The organism is Clostridium sp. CCUG 7971 (assembly GCF_017590215.1).
Classification (GTDB): Bacteria; Bacillota; Clostridia; order Peptostreptococcales; family Peptostreptococcaceae; genus Faecalimicrobium.
Genome location: NZ_JAFFPK010000128.1, coordinates 1 through 13578 on the forward strand (window position 1 = coordinate 1; position 13578 = coordinate 13578).

Sequence of the window (13578 nt, forward strand, 5' to 3'; positions counted from 1 at the left end):
TTTTTATTATTAACTAACATTTCTTTATTTAAATTATTAAATAATCTTTCATAATCTAAGTATCTCTTACAATAAATCTCTTTAAAAGTATTTAAATCTATTGTTATAATATCAAAACTAACTATTGTTTCTACTCCCTTTTTAAGAACTTCTTCAATAATATCAGTGCCTATTTTCAAACCATTTTCTGATAACTCTTTAATATTTTTAATGTTACCTAGACAATTTTCTTCAAAGCTTTTAGATGCGTCATTTGCATATATTTTAAATTTCCTTCTTATTTCATTGTAATTATCCATTTTCTCATCAAATTCTATAATAGCCCCATTTATATCAAACTTACTCACTACATTCCCCCCTAATCTTATCTTTGAATCTCAATACAATCAGCTTAAACTTTACTATATCTATTTAATTTGATTTTTAGTGGTATAATCCTTCTAAATAAGAAATTTGTCTAATACTTTTTTCTATATTAACCCAAATAATCCAAATAAAATCGGAATAATAATAGCAGGCAACAAATTAGCAACCTTTATATTAGTGACTTTTAGCATATTTAGACCTAATCCTATTATTAACAAACTTCCAATAGCTGTCATAGAATTTACGACAGAATCACTTAGTATATTCGACATAAAAGATGAACCTATTGTTATAATTCCTTGATATAAAAATACTGATATCGCTGAAAACATAACTCCTATACCTAATGAAGCTGCAAAAATTATAGATGATATTCCATCTAAAATAGATTTAGCAAATAAAGTTTCATAATTACCAGTTAATCCACTTTGTAAACTTCCTACAATAGCCATAGCTCCTACACAAAATAGTAAACTTGCTGATACAAAACCTTTTGATATAGAAATTTCTCCTTTTTCACTTGAAAACTTTTCTTCTAACTTATCACCTAATTTATTTAACCCTTTATCAAGGTCTATAAATTCTCCTATTAGAGCACCTATTGCCATAGATATTATAGTTATTAAAGTGTTTTCACCTTGAAGTGAACCTGATATTCCAATATATAATACACACAAAGCAATTCCATTCATTATATTAGTACTTATTTTTTCAGATATATTCCCTTTTATTAAAAGTCCTACTAAACATCCTATCACTATTGCTAGACAATTAACTACTGTTGCAATCATAAAATTCCCCCTTTATTGTAATTTTTTTAAGTTATATAAATATAATTATAATTTTACTTTATATGATAGTCTATTTAGATTACTCAAATATTATATAAAATTTATTTTTTATCTAATAAATTTAAAGACTTAATATTTTCAATTTAAAATATTAAGTTTTTAAAGAATCATTTATAAATTTTATTGGATTAGCTGAAAAATCTTCAAAAGAATTTTTAGTAAATATTACATCTTTACCTAAAAATCTTTTATATCTGTCTTCTTCTCTTTTCATTGATTCATCTTTTTTCCCCTTATGATAATTAAATACTATAAACTTTAATTGTGTATTTCTATTTGTTTGAATTCTTTTTAGCATATATTTGATATGTATATCTGCATCAGGAAATGAGTATCCACAAAATACAACTAAATCACTTTCTCTTAATGAGCTTTCAACTTTGTTCCATATAGTAGATAAAAATACATTATCCATATTTTTAAAATACGTAGGAGGTACTATTATCGGAACTGTTAAACTTCTACATTCTAAGCATTTTACCTCTTCTATTTCGCTTAAAAGTTTCATTATTCCTTCATCATAAGGTGTTAATGTCAAACTACTACATACAGGGCAATATAACCAATTTAAAGATCCATGTATTTTATAAAGTTTTACTAAAGGATCTTTTGGAGGTACCCATTTATTTTCTATATTAAAATTTGTAAATCTAACTCCATAGTCAAGCATTATAGGATTTTCTTTTTTATATAGTGATGCTAATGCATTATCTATATGTATATCATAATTAGCACTTATAAATGTTGTATCTGTTAGTAAATTTTCTTTAAGTAAATTTTTAGCTAATAGTTTATGATAATTATTACTTCTTTCGCTTTTATGTATTGCTTTAGCCATTAATAAAATTATATATTGTCTTAAAAACCTTATACTATCACTTCTTTTACTTAAATTTTCAAGACCAAAATTTCTAAAACATTCTCTTCTTTGTTCTGCTAAATCGAGAAGTCCTAATACTTCTTCAAAGGTAGGAAATTCAGCTTTTTCCATGTCATCTTTTATAATATCAATATTAAACATTTGCTTAAAAAATTTATATAATTCCATATTCATATCGCTTTTAAAATCATCTTGTTTTAATTTTTTAAAATACTCACTAAACAATTCATTTTGAATTGGTAAATTTTCTGCTGCAGATGCTCCTGCTCCTAAAAATATAGAGATTTTCATATAACACCTCCATTTTATACTATATATGTATAATCTACGTATATACTAATTAAGTATGCATTATTTTTAATTTATTTATATGTAAATATATAAAAAGAGACTATAAAATTATAGTCTCTTTTTATATACATTATTTTATAAGTTATCCTTTTAATAATTCATATACTGAAAGTGCATATATTTCAGTAGCTTTCATTAAATCACTTATGATTATATATTCATTAGCTTGATGCTCTGTTTTAGGTTTTCCCGGGAAAACTGATCCAAACGCAACACAGTTATCTAATGCTCTTGCATAAGTAGCTCCTCCTGAAGAAAGTGGTGTTCCATCAAGACATGTTTCTTCTTCAAACACTTTCTTTAAAGTTTTTACTAAGAAGTTATCTTCAGCAACATATATTGATGCTAAATAATCATATTCTTCATAGATTAAATTATATTCTTTAGCTTTAGACTCTAAGCTAGAAGTGAATTCTTCTTTTTTATATGTAACAGGTATTCTAACATCAATACCTATACTAGACTTTTCTTTATCTATGTTTAATTTTCCTATGTTAAATGTTAGTTTACCAGAAACATCATCCATACAACCTTCTATTATATTATTAGCATTAGCATCTTGTCCTATAACTTTTGCTATAAACTTTATAGCATCATTTTGAATACCTATATTATTAAGTGCAATAGCTAATCTTGCTATAGCATTTATACCAGTATCACTTACAGCAGAGTGAACACTTTTACCTATAACACAAATTTTATCTACATCTAAAGTGTATTCAAATTTTAATCTATCTAATTCTTTTATTAGATCTTCATTGTGTTTTCCAGAATATATAGCCTTATCTGGTACAGAGTTAAATGCTTGTCCAAGTGATAATTCTAAATCTTCACTACCTTTTCCATTTAAAAATACTTGTAACAATCCTTTTTCAGCATTTATCATTGGGAACTTAGAATCTGGAGTAAATCCGTAGTTTGGTATTTCTTCTTTATTTTCTGAGTATTTATTAATACATCTCCAAAGGTTTTCCTCGTCTGTCCCAAATATAAATCTTACTCTTTTATTAAATTCTACTCCTAAATCCATTAGTGCTTTAACTGCATATATTGCTGCAATAGTTGGCCCTTTATCATCTTGAGTACCTCTACCATATAATTTGTCTCCATCTATAACACCATCATATGGAGGGAATTCCCAACTTCCAAGTTCTCCTACTGGAACTACATCTAAGTGACCAAGTATACCTATTAGTTCTTCTCCTTGACCTATCTCTGCATATCCATAGTATCCATCTTTATAAACAGTTTTAAATCCAAGAGATTCACATAAATCTAGAGTATATCTTAAAGCTTTATCAATATTTTCTCCAAAAGGACAAGTATCTGTAGCTTCATCTATCACACTAGGTATTTTTACACAACCTTTAATAGATGATATTATATCATTTTGTAGAGAATTAACTTTTAATTTTATTTGTTCATTCATATTAAATATCCCCCTTTAAAATCGTCATAAATTTATCTATGCACTTTAAATATACTATATTTTGCTTTAGTTAGTCTATGTTTATTTTTTTAGTAATTTGCAAGTCTTATGATATATTATTAAATATATTTATCGTTTATTATTTACATTTTAAACATTTTTATATTTTTATCAAAATAAAATAAAGTGCTACGTCGGGTAACTACTTTATTTTGTTTTATTGCTAATTTTTAATTTATAAAAAATATTTTATAAATGTTATTGATAATTATTTTCATTCATGTTATTATTTAATTAATAACAATTATCAATTTCAGGAGGCATAATGTGAATAATAATTGCGTAAAAAACTGTTGCAAAAATAATACAAATTCAGATTATATAAAATGGATATTAGAAGTATTAGGACCAGTAATACTAGGTTCTAAACCATGTGAAATATTAAATATCCCTTTAAAGGATAAAATGAGAGTAAATAAACTTAATGATATAGAGAACTTCTTTAGTAACTGTTTTAAAGTAAACTATGAAGTTATAAGTACAACTGATGGAGGTACTAGGATTTTATTTATTAATAAAAAATCTTTATCTAAAGTATTAGATAATAAAAAGTATATAAACTTTTTAAAGTTTATAGGCTATCCATCAAACTACAGTATAGATAATTACATAGATGTTTTAGTAGATAAACTTCATTCTAAAGAATTTCCTCATGAAATAGGTATATTTTTAGGTTATCCTCTTAAAGATGTAGCTGGTTTTATGGGATATGGTAACTATAAGTTCTGTAAAGTTAGATACTGGAAAGTTTATGGGGATCCATCTATATCTGATATGGTATGTGATAGTTTCATAAAGGATAGAAATAAAATGAAGGAAATTTTAGAATTTAATTCTTTAGATGAATTAAAAAAAGTAATTTAATAATGCCTACAAATTTTTTCAATTTAATATATAAAAAAGAACTCTCTTAATCCTACTTAAGAGAGTTCTTTTTATTATCTTGATATAGCTTCAATTTTTCCTGTATGAGGATCAATAATTAATCCATAGACATTTACATCCTTTGGCATTAATGGATGGTTTTGAATAGCGTTTACACTTTCTATTATTGAATCTTCTACAGAATCAAATCCATGTAACCATTTATCAATTTCTATACCACAATTATATACTGTTGATAAAGTGTCCTTAGATATTCCTCTTGATAACATCTTATTTATAAGGCTATTAGTATCTAAATTACTCATACCACATCCATAATGTCCAACAACTATTACATCTTTAGCATCAAATTCATAAACTGCAACAATTAAACTTCTAATGATACTTCCAAAAGGATGCATTATCGTAGCTCCTGCATTTTTTATTATCTTTGCATCACCATTTTTTATGTTCATTGCCTTTGGTAATAATTCAGTCAACCTTGTATCCATACATGATAAAATCACCATCTTTTTATCTGGATTTTTTGTTGTTTCATATTGTTCATACTCTTTATTTTCTATAAATTTTTTATTATATAATAAAATTTCATCTAATCTACTTGGTCTCATGACATACCTCATTCATATATTTACATATATATTACCCAATTATGTATATTTAACTTCAGTTTTGTTATTTTGATTTTTATCTATTTTTAAGTAAGCTTTATTTTTATTAATGTATCTTATATAAAAATATAAGCCTATAATTGTGGATATAGAGCCAAATATTAAGTAGGACCTTGAACCTTGATATACAAAAGTGGTTGCTCCACTACTTTTCTTACCTAATGATCCTAGTAAAATTAAAGTTGACATTAAGTTATTTATAAAATGTAAAAATATAGGTACTAATATATTTTCATATTTTAAGTATAATATGCAAAGTACTATTCCAAATAAAATTGCAAAAAACATAGACTCTTTAGCATGACTTAATCCAAATATTATTGAAGATAGTATTAATCCTATACCTTTATTAGTTTTTTTAGATAATCTTATAAAGATTACTTTTCTATATATTATTTCTTCTAAAATTGGAGCTATCATAACTACCTTTATAGAATTTATTATAATACTACCTGTATATAATATCTCTTTTGAAGATGAAGTATTTAATATTTTATTTGTAAAGCTGGCATTTATTAATATAAGTATTCCAACTAGCAAATATTCAATTCCTAGATTTATTACTAGTGAGTTTAAATATCTTCCACCTATTTCTTTTAAATTTACTTTAATTTTAAAATCTGTGTACATGTACTTTAAATGATCTTTTGATTGTATTATATTTATTGATAAAATAAAAATCATCAATATTCCCAGTGCTAAAATATAAATATCTTTATCAAGATGTATACCAATTAAAAATGTAATCAGTAAATATAATCCCAATATTATTGCAGAAGATAATATTATTACACCTATTACATCCCTTATTCTAACTTCTTTTTTGATAATCACTAGATTTCTCCTTTTTAATACATTAATTTACTTAATTTTCTAATATTATTATATCATAACGGATGCAATAATTTTCACACATTCATATTATAAGTTAGTGTAAATCCTTTTTATTTTATTAAATTTTTAGGCTCCCAAAATTACGCATAAAAATAAAGGAGTACATGAAGTAACTCCTTTATTTTTATATATCTTTTATTGTTTATTTAACTTTTCAATATAGTGACAATTCACTTCAACATGATTTAAAAAAATCAACAATCTCTCGTAAAGAGGATGAGATTCTTCTCCATATTTAAATTCTAAACCTTCACCAATTTCCTTAATTGTTTTTTTACCATCAATCTGTAAAAATACACAACTGCCATATTTATCTAGTGTAGTTTTCTTATACATTGGAATTTTAAATTTCAATTTTCTGAAAAAATTTTGTATTTTATGGTCTTGTTTTTCAACTACAGTTACTAATCCTTCTTTATCTACTTCGTATTCAATGTTATCAGATACTTTAAATACAATATCTAAAACTTCATTATTATTCATTATGCTTTACCTTAGATAAAATAATAGGTAATATTGAAAGTATACATAAAACTACTAATAAAGCTACTGCCATGCCATTACCCGCTGCAAATCCACTAGGTGAACCTACTTTTACAATTCCTGTTACTTGTAAGATTATACCTATTAGACCTATTATAGAACCACCAGCAACAAGACCAGAAGATAAACTTATACCATTTGAAATTTTAACTTCTTTTTCTTTTTCAGATTTAGCCATTTTTTCAACAAGTACACGTATTAATGCTCCAACTAAAATTATAGAAGTTGTTGCAATTGGTAAATAGAATCCTATAGCTACAGTCATAATTGGTAATCCTAGTAAATATAAAACAATTGCCATAAATACACCAACAATAATCATAACCCAAGGTAATTTACCTGACATAATACCAGAAGTTAATGTTGACATTAAGTTTGCTTGTGGTAGTGCAAATTGAGCACCATCACCAGTAACTTTAAGTTGTTCAGCAAGTAATAATATAGTACCTACAACAACTATTACTCCTACTATACCAGCAAGTGTAAAATAACGTTGCATTTCATTTTTACTACCACCTATAATATAAGTTACCTTTTGTGATTGACTGTATCCACCAGCCATAGCAATCGCTACAACTATAAATGTACCAAATAAAAGAAGTGATTTATTATCTACTTCACTAGTCCATCCCATTGAAACAAATATTAATGTTACTATAACTAAAGATGCAATTGTCATACCAGATACTGGAAGGTTTGATGTTCCTATTGTACCTGTTAGGCGTCCTGCTACTATAACAAATAATAAAGATAATAAAAGAGATATAATAGCTCCAATAATTGCCATTATAGCATTACCTGAAATCATAAATGCTGCTACAAATCCAACTACTACTCCACCTAATAAAATTAACATTTCAATAGATGAACCATTATTTCCAGAACTTGATTTTGCTTTAAGAGTTTCTTTAACAGAAGCTATAATTGTTGGTATAAGTTTAACAGCACCTATAATACCACCACAAAGCATCATACCAGCACCTATGTATTTTACATAGTTACCAGCAATTGCTCCAACTTCCATTTGATTCATGCTCATTGAAGGGTCATTCCAAACTTTAGCACCTTCACCAGCAAGGTCAGTAAAGTATCCTATTAAAGGTGTAATACCAAAACTTGATAATATAGAACCTGCAAACATCGTTAAAGCTACTTCAAGACCTACTATAAATCCAATCCCTAAAAGAAGAGGATTTACTTCAACTTCAAACTTCCATTTGTAGAATTTACTTCCTACAAAACTAATTACGTTGTTTGCTACATTAAAAAATGATCCTGTTAATAAAGTAATGGCTCCACCAATACCAAATCCCATTCCCATGTATTTTATAGCATCTCCACCAGTATCTGAAGCAACAAGTGTCTCAGAAATAGCCATAGATTCTGGGTACATAAGTTTACCATGTTCTTCAATAATTAAGTAATTGTGAACAAGTGATGCACATCCAATACCAAATAAAACCCCACCAATTCCTACAGCTATACCTTCTAAGAAAGAAATTTGACTACCAATTAAAATAACAGCAGGTAATACAAATATAATACCACTGGCAACTGATTCTCCACCACTTGACATACCTTGAATTAAGTTTTTACCAAGGATACCTTTTTTACGGGCAAATGCTCCAATAAATGCTGAACCTATTATAGCACCAGGAATTCCTGCTGCAACTGTAAGACCTGCTTTCATACCAGAATAAGCTGTAGAAGCAGCAAAAACAGCAGCTAAAATAATTCCTATAATTAATACTGCCATATTTCCGCCTGTTTTTGATTTGTCTGTTACGTATGGAACATAGTCTTTTCCATGTATTCCTCCATACGCATCTTTGGATAATTTTTTATTCATTAAAATACCTCCCTTCTTCATTTACTAAAACATATTCAAAAAAATCAGAAAATATATCCATAATAAAATAAAATTAATATAGTAATTAATAAATAGATAATAAAAAATGCAATAAGCTAGTCTAATTAAACTAACTTATTGCATTTTTTATTATTTTATATACTCTAGATTTCTTCTACTTTGTCATTAATTATTTTATATTTATACTCTTCAATTATTCTTTTATCTTCAGTTCTCTTTGTGTAAGTAATAATATCATATCCATTTTCTTTTTCTTGCTTTGTTTCATAGATATACCTAATCCCATTTATAAGAGATTCTTTAGTTCCAATCCAGTCGGGGTATTCCTGCAGTTCTTCCTTTTCTAATAATTTATTACTTGCAGCGATGCTTATCTGCGCTTGCTTTTTATCTACAAAATCTCCTTGAACTTTAGTTTTTCTATTTATACTTTTCAAATAAAGTTTAGTCTGTTTTTCTTGTTGTTCTGTAAGTTTATTTAAATATTCATCTGGATTTAATGCTTTTTTTAATAATTTTTTAGGAAACATTTTTTCTATAGAATCAACATAATACGAACCATCCTGAGGTTCTATCGTTGATATATGGTTATAGTTAGTTCCATTTTTAGAGAATTTCATAACAATAGGCATAGCTCCATACCCTGATGTTGATGTAAATATTTCATTTTCAAATGAATATGCATTTGCACTTGATATTAAATATACCTTTACTTCTTTGTCATTTTCTTCTTTATCTAATATTACATGCCCTTCAGCTACAAACTCTTCTCCAGGATTTGGTGTAAAAAAATTTTGTATAGCTAATGATATAGCCTTATCTAAACTATCACTACTTAGATTATTAATATCTAACGTACTAATTAGTTCTTTAAAATTTTCTAAAGTATTAGATTTTTCTCTTATATCAATATTAAGTATTTTATTTATATCTTCTCTTTTATACTCTAAAGTATATTCTTCTCTATGGTTTTTAATATTAAAGATAGTGTTGTCTAAATTATTTATCAAAGAAAATAATACTACTGAACTTGAGTATAAATTTTTATCTATTTCTTCTTTGCTTAAATTTTTATTATCAATATCATAAAAGAGTTTTAAACCGTGTGTCTCTTTTTCTGTTATAAGTTCTGTCGATTTATAATATTTACTTAATGGTAATCTATATACTAGTTCTGTTATATTACTTATATCACCTATGTACTTAGTTTTATGTTTATATAAAGAAGTTGAATAGTCTAATTCTAAGGGAGCTACATAATCTAATTCCGGTTTATTATTTTTATAAATTGTTAAAAGTATAGTTCCTAATGATAGGATAATAAAGACTCCTATTAATATAAATATATTTTTTTTATATTTAAAAAACTTCATATTTTCTCCTCTTTATATATTAGTTATCTTCATCAAGTAGTTTTTTTAAATCATTTATATCATCCTTTGAAAGCTTTTTTTCTTTTATAAAACTAGATAGCATCATATTAACTGATCCATTGTATAGTTTTTTTAAAAATGATTCATTAGCATAAGTTTTGTATTCTTCTTCGCTTATATTTGCTGAATACATGTATGATTTTTTATTAGTTTTATCTACATTTATAGCCTCTTTTGATACTAATCTAGTTATTAATGTTTGAATTGTTTTTGGTTTCCAGTCAGTACTTGTAGTTAACAATTCAACAATTTGAGAGCTACTACAACTTCCATTTTCCCAAAGCACTTTCATTACTTCTAATTCTGCATCTGTTATTTGATTCACATTTTTCATCTCCTTTTAAGATTACGTTTGTAAGCTTAATTAAATATTACATTTGTAATCCATTTTTGTCAATAAAAAAGTAAAGTAGTTTCTACTTTACTTAAAAAATATTATTTAATTATAAATTATACCCTTCGATAAAACTTTTCTTTGCATTAACAACATGCTCTCTAGCTTCTTTCTCTGCTAAAATTTCATCACCTTCTGATATAGCTTCTACTATTCTTATATGTTCTTCTAGTGCTACTTTTCTTCTTTCCATATTATTTAAACTTACTTTTCTTAAGCTTTTTAAATATTCATATATATGTTCTAATTTTTCGATTAATCTTTTATTTTTACTTGCATGAAGAATTATAGAGTTAAACTCCCCATGAGCTTTTATATAGTCTGGATAATCTATATCGCATATATTTCCTTCCATGGTATTTAATATTTCTTTTAATCTTCTTATTTCTACTCTAGATATATTTAAGCATGCAAGCCTTACTGCTAGCCCCTCTAAAACTTCTCTTAAATCATATATCTCCGTAGCATCTTCTATTGAGATACCTTTTACTAAAGTTCCTTTTCTTGGCATATTGATAGCTAACCCCTCTATTTCTAGCTGTCTTAATGCCTCTCTAACTGGAGTTCTACTAACTCCCATACTCGATGCGATTATATTTTCTACTAATCTATCACCTGGTTTTAATTTATTTTCAAAAATAGCACTTCTAAGTTCATACAGTACTATTTCTCTCATTGGTCTTAAATCCGAACTTTCTATTTTACTAAACATTATTTACACCTCAATTACTACTTTTTTATAGCTATCCTAGATTATACATTAACCTTTTTATATTTATCAATAATAAAAATTCGTTTATAATGTATTAGCTATACAAAATTTAATTCGATCAACATTTTTATAAACATATAAAATACAATTTTCTTACATAAAAAATATGCACTTAATGGATATGTAAGCCATCTAAGTGCATATTTTTAATATATATTATTATATTGCATTAATTAAGCAAAAAACTTAAGTAGTATACCTGCAACTACGGCAGACCCTATAACTCCTGCTATGTTTGGTCCCATTGCATGCATAAGTAAGAAGTTCGAAGGATTTTCTTCTTGTCCAACTTTTTGTACAACTCTCGCTGCCATAGGCACTGCAGAAACTCCTGCTGCACCTATCATTGGATTTATTTTCCCCTTAGTTAATTTACACATTAATTTCCCAAATAATACTCCAGATGCTGTACCTACAGAGAATGCTGCAAGTCCCATTGCTATTATACCTAATGTTTGTGATGATAATAAAGTTTCAGCATTAGCAGTCGCCCCAACTGTTAATCCTAAGAATATAGTAACTATATACATTAATGAATTTTGTGCAGTTTCTACTAACTTTGGAACTGCTCCTGATTCCTTTAATAAGTTACCAAACATAAGCATACCTACAAGAGGAGCTGATGTTGGTAATAATCCTATAACTATTATCATAGCTACCACAGGGAATACTATTTTTTCAGTTTTTGAAACTGGTCTTAATTGTTCCATTTTAATATTACGTTCTTCTTTAGTTGTTAATGCTTTTATTATTGGTGGTTGTATAACCGGAACTAAAGCCATATATGAATATGCAGCTAATGCTATTGTTCCTAATAAATGTGGCGCTAATTGTCCCGTTAACTGTATAGCTGTCGGTCCATCTGCTCCCCCTATTATACCTATAGATGCTGCTTCTGGCCCGCTAAAACCTAATAATATTGCTCCTAAAAATGCAAAGAATATTCCAAACTGTGCAGCTGCACCTAATAACATTGTCTTTGGATTTGCTATCATTGGTCCAAAGTCTGTACCTGCACCTATACATAAAAATATAATTGGTGGATATATACCAAGCTTAACACCTTGATATAAATAGTAGAACAATCCTCCACTTTCTGAATCTGTTGCCGCTTGCATTAAGTTTACTCCTGGCATATTAGCAAGTAACATACCTACTGATATTGGTATTAATAAATATGGCTCGTATCCTTTTTTTATAGCTAAGTATAAGAATATACAAGCTATTGCTATTACTATAGCACTCTTTGGTGTCAGCATCGCAAATCCTGACTCTGCAAAGAAGCTAGTTATCATTTCTCCCATGTTAAATTCCTCCTTAAGACTGGTACTATGCTATTACTAATAAGCTATCACCAAGATTTACATTTTGCCCTTTGTCAACGCTTACTGATGTTACTGTTCCATCTACAGGAGCAACTATTTCATTTTCCATTTTCATAGCTTCAAGTACTGCCACCACTTGACCTTTCTTAACTGCATCTCCATTTTTTACTAATACATTTACTATTGTTCCTGGCATTGGAGCAGTTACACTTTCTCCATTTCCACTAGCAACTGGCTTTTGCTTAGGTACAGATGGCTGTACAGTTTGCTTTGGAGTTGTTCCAGCCTTAACTTCCTCTATTTCAACTTCGTATACTTTTCCATTTAATGTTATATGATATGTTTTTGCGCTCATTTTTTATCCCTTTCTTTTTCCTTATTTAAGCAATTGGTCTAATTTTTATTTAACTCTTTTTATACTTTTTATATGAAGATTTGGATTTACTTTTCCATTTCCAGCCATTATAGATGCTGCTAATGCAACTACTATTCTTTCTTCTTCATCATCTTCTACTACTGTTTGTGCTACTTCTTTCTTAACATCAACTTTAGGCTTTTCTTTGAATATATTCTTAAATGAACCTAATATAACTGAAATTACTAGTAACGTTAAGAATACTATTGTCATACTCGATACCGTTATTGATAAGGCATCTATCATTGTTAATTGATTTCCCATAATATTATCACCTATTCTCTACATAGTTACTGTTATATACTGAATACTATTTTCATTAGTATCAGTTTCTTCTTTAACATTCTTATTATATTTTTGTTCTAAGAATTTTAAAGCTACTTGTGGGAATAATGCATATGCTAGTACGTCTTCATCGCTCTTAGCTAATTCTCCGGCC

15 protein-coding genes are annotated in these 13578 nt (G+C 27.2%); 1 reads left to right on the top strand and 14 read right to left on the bottom strand.

Translation table 11 applies throughout. From position 1 onward, the window contains the following. From JWF52_RS15390 to JWF52_RS15405, 4 genes are all read right to left on the bottom strand, one after another. Positions 1–347: hypothetical protein (locus JWF52_RS15390; RefSeq protein ID WP_208334416.1), on the bottom strand; the 347-nt coding region annotated here is incomplete at its 3' end. A 123-nt stretch (positions 348–470) separates the two neighbouring features. Continuing rightward, the gene (locus JWF52_RS15395) at positions 471–1157 is read right to left on the bottom strand and encodes a DUF554 domain-containing protein (RefSeq protein ID WP_208334417.1); all 687 of its coding nucleotides are present in this window, start codon (positions 1155–1157) and stop codon (positions 471–473) included. 151 nt (positions 1158–1308) lie between these two features. After that, entirely contained in the window at positions 1309–2388 is a 1080-nt protein-coding gene (locus JWF52_RS15400; protein ID WP_208334418.1) for an SIR2 family protein, read from the bottom strand. 142 nt (positions 2389–2530) lie between these two features. Then, positions 2531–3877: a M20 family metallopeptidase gene (locus JWF52_RS15405; RefSeq protein ID WP_208334419.1), complete on the bottom strand. Its 1347-nt coding sequence runs from the start codon at positions 3875–3877 to the stop codon at positions 2531–2533. 327 nt (positions 3878–4204) lie between these two features. Here JWF52_RS15405 and JWF52_RS15410 point away from each other — a divergent pair, with 327 nt between their 5' ends. After that, positions 4205–4801 carry a DUF3793 family protein gene (locus tag JWF52_RS15410; RefSeq protein WP_208334420.1) on the top strand — a complete coding sequence of 199 codons (597 nt, stop codon included), beginning with the start codon at positions 4205–4207 and terminating at the stop codon, positions 4799–4801. A gap of 74 nt (positions 4802–4875) precedes the next feature. On the opposite strand, the gene JWF52_RS15415 is transcribed toward JWF52_RS15410, so the two are convergent. The 10 genes from JWF52_RS15415 to JWF52_RS15460 all read right to left on the bottom strand — a co-directional run bounded on the left by JWF52_RS15415 (position 4876) and on the right by JWF52_RS15460 (position 13403). Continuing rightward, positions 4876–5433 (bottom strand): beta-class carbonic anhydrase, encoded by a 558-nt coding sequence (locus tag JWF52_RS15415; protein ID WP_502711265.1) that lies wholly within the window; start codon positions 5431–5433, stop codon positions 4876–4878. 39 nt (positions 5434–5472) lie between these two features. Beyond that, positions 5473–6327 (bottom strand): CPBP family intramembrane glutamic endopeptidase, encoded by an 855-nt coding sequence (locus JWF52_RS19775; protein WP_208334422.1) that lies wholly within the window; start codon positions 6325–6327, stop codon positions 5473–5475. 195 nt (positions 6328–6522) lie between these two features. Beyond that, the gene (locus JWF52_RS15425) at positions 6523–6870 is read right to left on the bottom strand and encodes a PqqD family peptide modification chaperone (RefSeq protein WP_208334423.1); all 348 of its coding nucleotides are present in this window, start codon (positions 6868–6870) and stop codon (positions 6523–6525) included. Then, complete coding sequence (locus JWF52_RS15430) at positions 6863–8779, bottom strand: OPT family oligopeptide transporter (protein ID WP_208334424.1); 1917 nt, start codon at positions 8777–8779, stop codon at positions 6863–6865. Before JWF52_RS15430 ends, JWF52_RS15425 begins: the two co-directional genes overlap by 8 nt. A 164-nt stretch (positions 8780–8943) precedes the next feature. Continuing rightward, positions 8944–10173, bottom strand: a complete 1230-nt coding sequence (locus JWF52_RS15435) for a DUF4825 domain-containing protein (protein WP_208334425.1) — start codon at positions 10171–10173, stop codon at positions 8944–8946. Positions 10174–10192: 19 nt separating this feature from the next. After that, entirely contained in the window at positions 10193–10567 is a 375-nt protein-coding gene (locus JWF52_RS15440; RefSeq protein ID WP_208334426.1) for a BlaI/MecI/CopY family transcriptional regulator, read from the bottom strand. A gap of 109 nt (positions 10568–10676) precedes the next feature. Then, positions 10677–11339, bottom strand: a complete 663-nt coding sequence (locus JWF52_RS15445; RefSeq protein ID WP_286184222.1) for a GntR family transcriptional regulator — start codon at positions 11337–11339, stop codon at positions 10677–10679. 233 nt (positions 11340–11572) lie between these two features. Further along, entirely contained in the window at positions 11573–12703 is a 1131-nt protein-coding gene (locus JWF52_RS15450) for a sodium ion-translocating decarboxylase subunit beta (RefSeq protein WP_208334427.1), read from the bottom strand. Between the two features lie 25 nt (positions 12704–12728). Beyond that, a complete protein-coding gene (locus tag JWF52_RS15455) occupies positions 12729–13079 on the bottom strand; it encodes a biotin/lipoyl-containing protein (RefSeq protein ID WP_208334428.1) in 351 nt (116 codons plus the stop codon). Positions 13080–13124: 45 nt separating this feature from the next. Continuing rightward, positions 13125–13403 carry an OadG family protein gene (locus JWF52_RS15460; RefSeq protein ID WP_208334429.1) on the bottom strand — a complete coding sequence of 93 codons (279 nt, stop codon included), beginning with the start codon at positions 13401–13403 and terminating at the stop codon, positions 13125–13127. Between the last annotated feature and the right edge of the window lie 175 nt (positions 13404–13578).

What these genes read in the sequence shown, in the direction of transcription:
- JWF52_RS15430 (WP_208334424.1), bottom strand. Translation starts at nt 8,779, where the DNA reads ATGAATAAAAAATTATCCAAAGATGCGTATGGAGGAATACATGGAAAA.
- JWF52_RS15440 (WP_208334426.1), bottom strand. Translation starts at nt 10,567, where the DNA reads ATGAAAAATGTGAATCAAATAACAGATGCAGAATTAGAAGTAATGAAA.
- JWF52_RS15405 (WP_208334419.1), bottom strand. Translation starts at nt 3,877, where the DNA reads ATGAATGAACAAATAAAATTAAAAGTTAATTCTCTACAAAATGATATA.
- JWF52_RS15415 (WP_502711265.1), bottom strand. Translation starts at nt 5,433, where the DNA reads ATGAGACCAAGTAGATTAGATGAAATTTTATTATATAATAAAAAATTT.
- JWF52_RS15450 (WP_208334427.1), bottom strand. Translation starts at nt 12,703, where the DNA reads ATGGGAGAAATGATAACTAGCTTCTTTGCAGAGTCAGGATTTGCGATG.
- JWF52_RS15455 (WP_208334428.1), bottom strand. Translation starts at nt 13,079, where the DNA reads ATGAGCGCAAAAACATATCATATAACATTAAATGGAAAAGTATACGAA.
- JWF52_RS15460 (WP_208334429.1), bottom strand. Translation starts at nt 13,403, where the DNA reads ATGGGAAATCAATTAACAATGATAGATGCCTTATCAATAACGGTATCG.
- JWF52_RS15425 (WP_208334423.1), bottom strand. Translation starts at nt 6,870, where the DNA reads ATGAATAATAATGAAGTTTTAGATATTGTATTTAAAGTATCTGATAAC.
- JWF52_RS15395 (WP_208334417.1), bottom strand. Translation starts at nt 1,157, where the DNA reads ATGATTGCAACAGTAGTTAATTGTCTAGCAATAGTGATAGGATGTTTA.
- JWF52_RS15435 (WP_208334425.1), bottom strand. Translation starts at nt 10,173, where the DNA reads ATGAAGTTTTTTAAATATAAAAAAAATATATTTATATTAATAGGAGTC.
- JWF52_RS15445 (WP_286184222.1), bottom strand. Translation starts at nt 11,339, where the DNA reads ATGTTTAGTAAAATAGAAAGTTCGGATTTAAGACCAATGAGAGAAATA.
- JWF52_RS15400 (WP_208334418.1), bottom strand. Translation starts at nt 2,388, where the DNA reads ATGAAAATCTCTATATTTTTAGGAGCAGGAGCATCTGCAGCAGAAAAT.